Source organism: Streptomyces cyaneus (assembly GCF_004028635.1).
Lineage (GTDB): Bacteria > Actinomycetota > Actinomycetes > Streptomycetales > Streptomycetaceae > Streptomyces > Streptomyces cyaneus.
The window spans coordinates 259,192-268,470 of sequence record NZ_ML138679.1; the positions used below are offsets into that span (position 1 = coordinate 259,192).

At 70.6% G+C, this 9,279-nt stretch carries 11 protein-coding genes and 1 riboswitch; of the genes, 7 read left to right on the forward strand and 4 right to left on the reverse strand.

Translation table 11 applies throughout. The features are described from left to right. Positions 1-40: 40 nt before the first annotated feature. The gene (locus tag EHO50_RS08260; protein ID WP_425472142.1) at positions 41-1,216 is read right to left on the reverse strand and encodes an NAD(P)/FAD-dependent oxidoreductase; all 1,176 of its coding nucleotides are present in this window, start codon (positions 1,214-1,216) and stop codon (positions 41-43) included. An 86-nt stretch (positions 1,217-1,302) separates the two neighbouring features. Beyond that, positions 1,303-1,653: an avidin-fold protein gene (locus EHO50_RS08265; protein ID WP_128429208.1), complete on the reverse strand. Its 351-nt coding sequence runs from the start codon at positions 1,651-1,653 to the stop codon at positions 1,303-1,305. A 52-nt stretch (positions 1,654-1,705) separates the two neighbouring features. Then, positions 1,706-1,817, forward strand: a riboswitch (TPP riboswitch). Here EHO50_RS08265 and thiO point away from each other — a divergent pair. The 6 genes from thiO (at position 1,815) to EHO50_RS08295 (ending at position 7,555) form a co-directional block, all read left to right on the forward strand. After that, positions 1,815-2,993, forward strand: coding sequence for a glycine oxidase ThiO (thiO, locus tag EHO50_RS08270; RefSeq protein ID WP_128429209.1), 1,179 nt, complete (start codon positions 1,815-1,817; stop codon positions 2,991-2,993). It overlaps the preceding riboswitch by 3 nt. Then, positions 2,990-3,202 (forward strand): sulfur carrier protein ThiS, encoded by a 213-nt coding sequence (gene thiS, locus EHO50_RS08275; RefSeq protein ID WP_128429210.1) that lies wholly within the window; start codon positions 2,990-2,992, stop codon positions 3,200-3,202. The genes thiO and thiS overlap by 4 nt, the downstream gene beginning before the upstream one ends. 3 nt (positions 3,203-3,205) lie before the next feature. Next, a complete protein-coding gene (locus EHO50_RS08280) occupies positions 3,206-4,000 on the forward strand; it encodes a thiazole synthase (RefSeq protein ID WP_128429211.1) in 795 nt (264 codons plus the stop codon). 118 nt (positions 4,001-4,118) lie between these two features. After that, entirely contained in the window at positions 4,119-6,059 is a 1,941-nt protein-coding gene (pknB, locus tag EHO50_RS08285) for a Stk1 family PASTA domain-containing Ser/Thr kinase (RefSeq protein ID WP_164904786.1), read from the forward strand. 34 nt (positions 6,060-6,093) lie between these two features. Next, positions 6,094-6,993, forward strand: coding sequence for a deoxyribonuclease IV (locus EHO50_RS08290; protein WP_128429212.1), 900 nt, complete (start codon positions 6,094-6,096; stop codon positions 6,991-6,993). A gap of 76 nt (positions 6,994-7,069) precedes the next feature. Beyond that, complete coding sequence (locus EHO50_RS08295) at positions 7,070-7,555, forward strand: DUF4396 domain-containing protein (protein ID WP_128429213.1); 486 nt, start codon at positions 7,070-7,072, stop codon at positions 7,553-7,555. A gap of 22 nt (positions 7,556-7,577) precedes the next feature. Here EHO50_RS08295 and EHO50_RS08300 read toward each other — a convergent pair whose 3' ends face one another. After that, positions 7,578-8,210, reverse strand: a complete 633-nt coding sequence (locus EHO50_RS08300; RefSeq protein ID WP_128429214.1) for a sulfite oxidase-like oxidoreductase — start codon at positions 8,208-8,210, stop codon at positions 7,578-7,580. Positions 8,211-8,385: 175 nt separating this feature from the next. On the opposite strand from EHO50_RS08300, the gene bfr reads away from it, so the two are divergent. Next, entirely contained in the window at positions 8,386-8,862 is a 477-nt protein-coding gene (gene bfr / locus EHO50_RS08305; protein WP_010039288.1) for a bacterioferritin, read from the forward strand. 28 nt (positions 8,863-8,890) lie between these two features. Here bfr and EHO50_RS08310 read toward each other — a convergent pair whose 3' ends face one another. Then, positions 8,891-9,115: a (2Fe-2S)-binding protein gene (locus EHO50_RS08310; RefSeq protein ID WP_164904787.1), complete on the reverse strand. Its 225-nt coding sequence runs from the start codon at positions 9,113-9,115 to the stop codon at positions 8,891-8,893. Positions 9,116-9,279: the final 164 nt, after the last annotated feature.

Here is a 9,279-nt window from a genome sequence, read left to right on the forward strand (position 1 = left end):
CCAGGCCCGTCCGACCAGGGCCAACACCCCGCTCTCGGCCCTACGCCGTCGCCGCCTTCATCGGCCGCGCCGGGTCCCCCAGCAGCGCCGCGTCCATCGGCGTACCCGCCTCGATCAGCCGCCGCCCCTGGGCCAGGTCCCTCGGACGGCCCACCGCCAGCAGGGCGACCAGGCGGTCGTCCTTCAGCCAGCAGACCGTCCAGGCCGGGCCCGACGGGTCGCCGCGCCACAGGGTCGTGTCGGCGGCGGCGTGGTGGCCGGCGTACTGGACGAACCGGCCGAACTGCTCGGACCAGAAGTACGGCACCGGGTCGTAGACCGCAGAAGTCTCACCGGTGGCCTCACCGAGGATGTTCGCGGCGACCGTGCGCGGGCCCTGGAGGGCGTTGTCCCAGTGGTGCACCAGGAGGCGCTCGCCATACCTTCCCGAAGGGAAGGAGGCGCAGTCGCCGACCGCGTAGACGTCCGGCACGGAGGTGCGCAGGCCGTCGTCGGCCACCACCTCGCCGTGCGCCCCGAGCTCGATGCCCGAGCCGGCCAGCCAGGCCGTGGCGGGCCGCGCCCCGATGCCGACCACGACGGCGCCCGCGGGCAGCCGCGAGCCGTCGTCGAGGAGCACCGCGCCGGGCTCGACGCGCTCCACGCGCGCGTGCGTACGCAGCACCGCCCCGCTGTCCTGGTACCAGGCGGTCATGGGCGCCGCCACCTCCGCGGGCAGCGCACCCGCGAGCGGCCGGTCGGCGGCCTCCACGACCGTCACCGCGCAGCCCGCCTCGCGCGCCGCCGTGGCGAACTCCGCGCCGATCCAGCCCGCGCCGACGACCACGATGTCGTGCTGCCGGGCGAGCACCGGCCGCAGCCGCTCGGCGTCGTCCAGCGTGCGCAGCAGATGCACGCCGGGGACGCCCTCCACGCCCGGCAGCCGGATCGGTTCGGCGCCGGTGGCGAGCACGAGGACGTCGTACGGGACGGGCCCGGCCTCGGTGTCCAGCTCGTGGTCGGCGGGGCGCACGCCCAGCACTTCGCGGCCCAGCTGAAGTTCGATGCCGAGCGCCTCGAAGTCGACGTCGAAGGCGGAGCCCTCGGCCTTGCCGAGCAGCACGGCCTTGGACAGGGGCGGTCGGTCGTACGGCTGGTGGGGCTCGGCGCCGATCAGGGTGACGGTGCCGGTGAAGCCCTGTTCCCGTAGGGCGACCGCCGTCTGCACACCGGCCATGCCGGCGCCGGCGACGACCACTTTCCGCTGCGACTGCGTCGTCTGCTCGCTCACCTGATCACCATAGACAACTGACAAATTGTCAGTCAGGAGTCGTGCTCAGTGACCTGCTCCACAACGCTGGTCCCGCTGCCCGCCTGCGACTCCCACTCCCAGCTCTCCTCCAGGCGCACCCGGCCGTCGGGAAGCTCGACCACCGTGGACAGGCAGTGGCCCGACGAGGTCGTCCCGTCCCGCTTGAGCTGCACGTACCGGAAGTCCAACCGGTCGCCTTCCCTGCCACCCACCAGATACCCGCGTACGACATCGCCGCCCGCGTACTCGGCCCAGATCTCGCCGTCCTTCTCGTGGTACGTGAACCGGGTACGCGTACCCACCTGACCTGGGGCTTGGTCCGCGACGGGGGCGAGGACGAGACCGTCGAGCGAGCGGGCCATGGGTACGGGCTCCCTTACTGAGAGAGGTGGCGGCGGGCTAGGGTGGCCAACGTAGAGCACTCGCGGGAGCCCGGACGCACCGGGCTGAGAGGGAGGCTGGCGGCCTCCGACCGTACGAACCTGATCCGGGTCATGCCGGCGAAGGGAGGGGCTGGACGCCCATGTCGCGTACGCGAACGTCAGACGTCCTTGTCATCGGGGGCGGAATCATCGGCCTGGTCACGGCGTGGCGGGCCGCGCAACGCGGGTTCACGACGGCCGTCGTGGACCCCGAGCCGGGCGGCGGCGCCGCCCAGGTGGCGGCCGGGATGCTGGCCGCCGTCACGGAACTGCACTACGGCGAGCAGACCCTGCTCGGCCTGAACCTGGCCTCGGCCCGCCGCTACCCGGACTTCGCGGCCGAGCTCACCGAGCTCACCGGCCATGACCTCGGCTACCGGCGCTGCGGCACGCTCGCGGTCGCGCTGGACTCCGACGACCGCGCCCATCTGCGCGAACTGCACGCCCTGCAGCGCCAGTCCGGGCTGGACTCCGAGTGGCTGTCGGGGCGGGAGTGCCGGCGCCTGGAGCCGATGCTCGCGCCGGGCGTGCGGGGCGGGCTCAGGGTCGACGGGGACCACCAGATCGACCCGCGGCGGCTGGCCGGGGCGCTGGTGGCCGCGTGCGAGCGGGCCGGTGTGGTCTTCCACCGGACGTGGGCCGAGCGCTTCGACGTCGTACGCGACCGGGCCGCCGGTGTCACCACGCCCGACGGCACGGAGCTGGGCGCGGGCCAGGTCGTCCTCGCGGCCGGCAGCCTCAGCGGGCGACTGTCCGGAGTGCCGGACGACGTACTGCCGCCGGTGCGCCCCGTGAAGGGGCAGGTGCTGCGGCTGACCGTGCCGAAGCGGTACGCGCCGTTCCTGAGCCGGACCGTGCGTGCCGTGGTGCGCGGCAGCCAGGTGTATCTGGTGCCTCGCGAGAGCGGGGAGCTGGTCGTCGGGGCGACGAGCGAGGAGCTGGGCTGGGACACGACGGTGACCGCGGGCGGCGTGTACGAGCTGCTGCGCGACGCCCACGAGCTGGTGCCCGGCATCACGGAACTGCCGCTCACGGAGACGCGAGCCGGTCTGCGCCCGGGCTCCCCCGACAACGCGCCGCTGCTCGGTCCGACCGAGCTGGAGGGGCTGCTGCTGGCCACCGGGCACTACCGCAACGGCGTGCTGCTCACGCCGGTCACCGGAGACACGATGGCGCACGTCCTGACCACCGGCGAACTCCCGGACGAGGCCCGGGCGTTCACGCCCAGGCGGTTCAGCTCTGCCGCACTCGCCGCCGCACTCACGGAGCAGCCCGCATGAGCCACCCGGTCACCATCTCGGTCAACGGCGAGCGTCGGCAGATCGAGCCGGGCACGGCTCTCGACACGCTCGTGCGGGCCCTCACCGCGGCGCCCTCCGGAGTGGCCGCCGCCCTCAACGAAACCGTCGTACCGCGCGCGCAGTGGTCGTCGACGCCCCTCTCCGAGGGGGACCGCGTCGAGGTCCTCACCGCCGTCCAGGGAGGCTGAACCATGGCCGACGATCCGTTTGTCATCGGTGACACGTCCTTCACGTCCCGCCTGATCATGGGCACGGGCGGGGCGCCCAGCCTGGAGGTACTGGAGCGAGCGCTGGTGGCGTCCGGGACGGAGCTGACCACGGTCGCCATGCGGCGCGTGAACCCCTCGGTTCACGGCTCCGTGCTGTCGGTGCTCGAGAAGCTCGGGATCCGGGTGCTGCCGAACACGGCGGGGTGCTTCACAGCCGGAGAGGCCGTGCTCACGGCCCGCCTCGCGCGCGAGGCGCTCGGTACGGATCTGATCAAGCTGGAGGTCATCGCCGACGAGCGGACGCTGCTGCCGGATCCGATCGAGCTGCTGGACGCCGCGGAGACGCTGGTGGACGACGGGTTCACCGTGCTGCCGTACACGAACGACGACCCTGTGCTCGCGCGGAAGCTGGAGGACGTGGGCTGTGCGGCGATCATGCCGCTCGGCTCCCCGATCGGCTCGGGGCTCGGCATCCGCAACCCGCACAACTTCCAGCTGATCGTGGAGCACGCACGCGTGCCGGTGATTCTGGACGCGGGTGCCGGTACGGCGTCCGACGCGGCGCTCGCGATGGAGCTGGGGTGCGCGGGTGTGATGCTCGCCTCGGCCGTGACGCGAGCGCAGGAGCCGGTGCTCATGGCCGACGCGATGCGGCATGCGGTGGAGGCGGGTCGGTTGGCGTACCGGGCGGGGCGGATTCCGAAGCGGCACTTCGCGGAGGCGTCGTCTCCGGTGGAGGGCATCGCACGGCTGGACCCGGAACGGCCCGCATTCTGAACGCCTGTTCGACGGAAGTCTTCGGCCAGTGAGTCGTCCGTCACAGCTCAGCTTCAGTCCCGCCCCGATCCCGGCCGAACCGGACGGCGTGTCAGTGTCGGCTCGTACACTCACCTGCGTGGATACGACCCTTCAGGACCCTCTGGTCGGGCAGGTGCTCGACGGCCGGTATCGCGTGGACGCGCGGATCGCGGTCGGCGGGATGGCCACGGTCTACCGGGCCGTGGACACCCGCCTCGACCGCGTGCTCGCGCTCAAGGTGATGCACCCCGCGCTGGCGGTCGACGGGGTGTTCGTCGAGCGGTTCATCCGTGAGGCGAAGTCCGTCGCCCGGCTCGCGCACCCCAATGTCGTGCAGGTCTTCGACCAGGGCACCGACGGGTCGTACGTCTATCTCGCCATGGAGTACGTCGCGGGCTGCACCCTGCGCGACGTCCTGCGCGAGCGCGGGGCGCTCCAGCCCCGGGCCGCCCTGGACATCCTGGAGCCCGTGCTCGCCGCGCTCGGCGCCGCGCACCGCGCCGGGTTCGTGCACCGGGACATGAAGCCGGAGAACGTGCTCATAGGGGACGACGGGCGGGTCAAGGTCGCCGACTTCGGGCTCGTGCGGTCCGTGGACACCGTGACCAGCACCACCGGTGCCGTCCTCGGCACCGTCTCCTATCTCGCACCCGAGCAGATCGAGCAGCCCGGCGCCGCCGATGCCCGGGTCGACGTGTACGCGTGCGGTGTCGTCCTCTACGAGATGCTCACCGGCGACAAGCCGCACGACGGGGACTCCCCCGCGGTGGTGCTCTACAAGCATCTGCACGAAGACGTCCCGCCTCCCTCGGCGATCGTGCCGGGGCTGGCGTACGGGCTCGACGAGCTGGTCGCGTCGGCCACCGCGCGCACCCCGGACCTGCGTCCGTACGACGCCGTGGCGCTGCTCGCGCAGGCACGGGAGACACGCGCCGCACTGAGCACGGACCAGCTGGACGCGGTGCCGCCGCAGGCGCTCACGGCGGAGCACAGCAACGCCGACGACCGCACGAGCGTGATCCCCCGCGCGCTGAACATCCAGCGGCCACTGCCCGTGAACGAGGACGAGCCCGAGGCCGTCTTCAACCGGACCAGCCGGCTGGAGACCCCGCCGCCCCCACCGCCCCGGCGCCGCTCCCGGACCCCGCGTGCGCCGCGCGGCCCGCTGGTCGTCGTCGCCGCCGTCCTGCTGGCCCTCGGCCTCGGCGTCGGTATCTGGTACATCAACTCCGGCCAGTTCACCAAGGTCCCGCCGTTGCTGTCCAAGACCGAGGCGCAGGCCAGGGACCGGCTGGAGGAGGCCGGGCTCGACACCGGCAAGGTGGAGCGCTCCTACAGCGACACCGTCAAGCGCGGCACCGTCATCAGCACGGACCCGGAGATGGGCGCCCGCATCCGGCACAACGACTCCGTGAACCTGGTCATCTCGGCGGGACCGGAGACCGTGAAGGTGCCCGACCTTCAGGGATACCCGCTGGCCAAGGCGAAGACCGAACTGAAGGAGAGCGGACTCGAACCGGGCATGGTGACCCGGGAGTTCAACGACGACGTCACCAGGGGCTCCGTGATCTCAGCGGCCCCCGGGACGGGCACCAAGGTCCGCTCCGGCTCCGCGGTCGCACTCACCGTCAGCAAGGGCAGCCCGGTGGACGTCCCGGACGTCACCGGCGAGAGCCTGGCCGACGCGAAGGCCGAGTTGGCGGAGGCCGGCCTGAAGGTGAAGATCGCTGCCACGCGGGTCAACTCCGAGTTCGACGCGGGCCAAGTCGCCCAGCAGACGCCTGCGGGCGACGGCAAGCAGGCCGCCGAGGGCGACACCGTCACCCTGACGCTGTCCAAGGGCCCCGAGATGATCGAGGTCCCGGACGTGGTGGGCGACAGCGTCGACGACGCCAGGGCCGCGCTGGAGGCCGCCGGCTTCGAGGTCGACGAGGACCGTGGCCTGTTCGGGCTGTTCGGCGACACGGTCAAGAAGCAGTCCGTGAAGGGCGGAAAGACGGCGCCCAAGGGGTCGACGATCACGATCACCATCCGGTGACCGGGGCGGGCTGCGACCATGACACCCTGAACGGGTGAAGAGTCAGCAGCCCGCCGTCCCGGGAAACGCTCCCGGCCCCTCCCGCAACCCCATCGGCGGCCACGTGCCCGTGGCCGGCGGCCTCCACTCCGTCGGGCTCACCTACGCCCACGACCTCAAGGCCGAGACGGTCCAGGTCTTCGTCGCCAACCCGCGCGGCTGGGCCACGCCCGCAGGGAATCCGCGGCAGGACGAGGAGTTCCGCGCGGTGTGCGCGGCCGAGTCGATCCCGGCGTATGTGCATGCGCCGTACCTCATCAACTTCGGCTCGCACACCGAGGCGACCGTCGAGAAGTCGGTGGAGTCGCTGCGGCACTCGCTGCGGCGCGGTCGGGAGATCGGGGCGCTCGGCGTGGTCGTGCACACAGGCAGCGCGACCGGTGGCCGGGAGCGCTCGGTGGCCCTGAAGCAGGTACGGGAGCACCTGCTGCCGCTGCTCGACGAGCTGACCCACGACGACGACCCGTTCCTACTGCTGGAGTCGACGGCAGGCCAGGGTTTCTCGCTCTGCTCCCGCACCTGGGACTTCGGGCCGTACTTCGAGGCGCTGGACGCCCATCCGAAGCTGGGCGTGTGCCTGGACACCTGCCACATCTTCGCCGCCGGCCACGACCTGACCGGCCCCTCCGGCATGCACCAGACCCTCGACCTGCTCGTGGACACCGTCGGCGAGGGCCGGCTGAAGCTGATCCACGCCAATGACTCCAAGGACGTCGTCGGCGCGCACAAGGACCGCCACGAGAACATCGGCGCAGGTCACATCGGCGAGGACCCGTTCCGGGCGCTGATGACCCACCCGGCCACCGCGGGCGTACCGCTGATCATCGAGACGCCGGGCGGAAAGGAAGGCCACGCGGCGGACGTGGAGCGGCTGAAAAAACTTCGGGACGCCTGACCGGATACGGAATACCCCCAGGGGGTATACGGTTCTTGCTCGGTGCAGGAACCGCAATCCGGCATTGGGGGCAGTCATGGAACACGAAGCGCACGCGTCACACGCTCACCATCACGAGATGGCCACCACCAGCACGTGGGCGACGGCGGTCCGGGCCACCCTGCACTGCCTCACCGGCTGTGCCATCGGGGAGGTGCTGGGCATGGTGATCGGCACCGCGCTCGGCTGGGGCAACGTGCCGACGCTGATCCTGGCGATCGTCCTCGCGTTCTTCTTCGGCTACGCGCTCACCCTGTGGGGCGTACTGAAGGCGGGCGTCGACCTGCGTGCCGCCCTCAAGGTGGCGCTGGCCGCGGACACCCTGTCCATCGCCGTGATGGAACTGGTCGACAACGGCGTGATCGTGCTCTGGCCGGGCGCCATGGACGCCGGACTCGCCGACCCGCTGTTCTGGTGGGTGCTGGCGATCGCGCTCGCCGTCGCCTTCGTCCTGACCACGCCCGTCAACAAGTGGATGATCGGCCGCGGCAAGGGGCACGCGGTGGTGCACCAGTACCACTGAGAGCCGGCGAGGGGACCGGGAGTCAGAGCTCGGGGCCGTCCCCGGGCTCCTCCTGGTACGAGTACCGCTGTTCCTTCCACGGGTCGCCAATGTTGTGGTAGCCGCGCTCCTCCCAGAAGCCGCGGCGGTCGGCGGTCATGTACTCCACGCCGCGAACCCACTTGGGGCCCTTCCAGGCGTACAGATGGGGGACGACCAGACGGAGGGGGAAACCGTGCTCCGCCGTGAGCAGTTCGCCGTCCTTGTGGGTGGCGAAGATCGTGCGCTCGGAGGCGAAGTCGGAGAGGCGGAGGTTGGAGCTGAAGCCGTACTCCGCCCACACCATCACATGAGTGACGGCTGGTGCCGGCGGCGCGATCTCCAGGATCATGCGGGCCGGAATGCCGCCCCACTCCGCACCGAGCATGCTGAACTTCGTGACGCAGTGCAGATCGGCGACGACGCTCGTGTACGGCAGGGCCGTGAACTCCTCATGGGTCCAGCAGTGCTTCTCGCCGTCGGCGGTGGCCCCGAACACCCTGAACTCCCAGCGCTCGGGCCGGAACTTGGGGACCGGTCCGTAGTGCGTGACGGGCCAGCCGCGCTGCACGCGCTGTCCCGGCGGAAGCTCGGAGTGTGCTGCTGCTCCACCTTCACGCTCCACCGGCTGACCCATGACTCCATCCTGACAGACCTAGGGCAGTGCACCTGACCACACCCCTGCACAATCCGCCACATAACGGACTAAGCATGCCCTTACTTACTAAGTGAAGACTTACTGGACGATCTTCTCCGCCGGTGGAATCATGCGGCGCATCCTGCCAGTTCCCCCCGTGGAAGGAGCCTCTGCGATGCAGGGCGACCCCGAGGTCCTCGAATTCTTGAACGAGCAGCTGACCGGCGAGCTGACGGCGATCAATCAGTACTGGCTGCACTACCGGATCCAGGACAACAAAGGCTGGACGAAGCTCGCCAAGTACACGCGTGAAGAGTCCATCGATGAGATGAAGCACGCGGACAAGATCACCGAGCGCATCCTCATGCTGGACGGCCTGCCCAACTACCAGCGCCTGTTCCACGTACGGGTCGGCCAGACGGTCACCGAGATGTTCCAGGCCGACCGCCAGGTCGAGGTCGAGGCGATCGACCGACTCAAGCGCGGTATCGAGGTGATGCGCACCAAGGGCGACATCACGTCCGCGAACCTCTTCGAGTCGATCCTCGAGGACGAGGAGCACCACATCGACTACCTGGACACGCAGCTGGAACTCATCGACAAGATCGGCGAGGCGCTTTACATCGCGCAGCAGATCGAGCAGCCGAGCTAAGGAGCCGGCGAGTCGGAGAGCTGACGGGCTAGGCCGCGTCCGCCAGGTCGGTGAGCACCGGTTTGCCCTGGTCGGCCAGCTCTCGGCGCGGGCACGCACCCCTGCCCAGGAGCGCCTGAATACGACGTACACACGACCCGCAGTCCGTGCCCGCCTTGCAGGCGGACGCTATCTGGCGGGGCGTGCAGGCACCGTTCTCCGCGTGCTGCTTGACCTGCTGCTCGGTGACACCGAAGCAACTGCAGACGTACACGCGGACCACCTCCCGCCGGGATCGAAGTCGTGCCATCCCCTTGATCGGTGAGGCTAACCTAACCTTACCCGTCACACAGGAACCGTAAAAGTGGGGTGGGGGGCGGGGGGGGTTTTTTTAGGGCCCCCCCCCCCACCCCCCGGTAAACCCCAACCCCGGAGGGG

Excerpts from the sequence above, each read along its gene's own strand:
- thiO (WP_128429209.1), top strand. The coding sequence starts at position 1,815 with ATGTCGCGTACGCGAACGTCAGACGTCCTTGTCATCGGGGGCGGAATC.
- bfr (WP_010039288.1), top strand. The coding sequence starts at position 8,386 with ATGCAGGGCGACCCCGAGGTCCTCGAATTCTTGAACGAGCAGCTGACC.
- EHO50_RS08295 (WP_128429213.1), top strand. The coding sequence starts at position 7,070 with ATGGAACACGAAGCGCACGCGTCACACGCTCACCATCACGAGATGGCC.
- EHO50_RS08260 (WP_425472142.1), bottom strand. The coding sequence starts at position 1,216 with ATGGCCGGTGTGCAGACGGCGGTCGCCCTACGGGAACAGGGCTTCACC.
- EHO50_RS08300 (WP_128429214.1), bottom strand. The coding sequence starts at position 8,210 with ATGGGTCAGCCGGTGGAGCGTGAAGGTGGAGCAGCAGCACACTCCGAG.
- EHO50_RS08280 (WP_128429211.1), top strand. The coding sequence starts at position 3,206 with ATGGCCGACGATCCGTTTGTCATCGGTGACACGTCCTTCACGTCCCGC.
- thiS (WP_128429210.1), top strand. The coding sequence starts at position 2,990 with ATGAGCCACCCGGTCACCATCTCGGTCAACGGCGAGCGTCGGCAGATC.
- EHO50_RS08265 (WP_128429208.1), bottom strand. The coding sequence starts at position 1,653 with ATGGCCCGCTCGCTCGACGGTCTCGTCCTCGCCCCCGTCGCGGACCAA.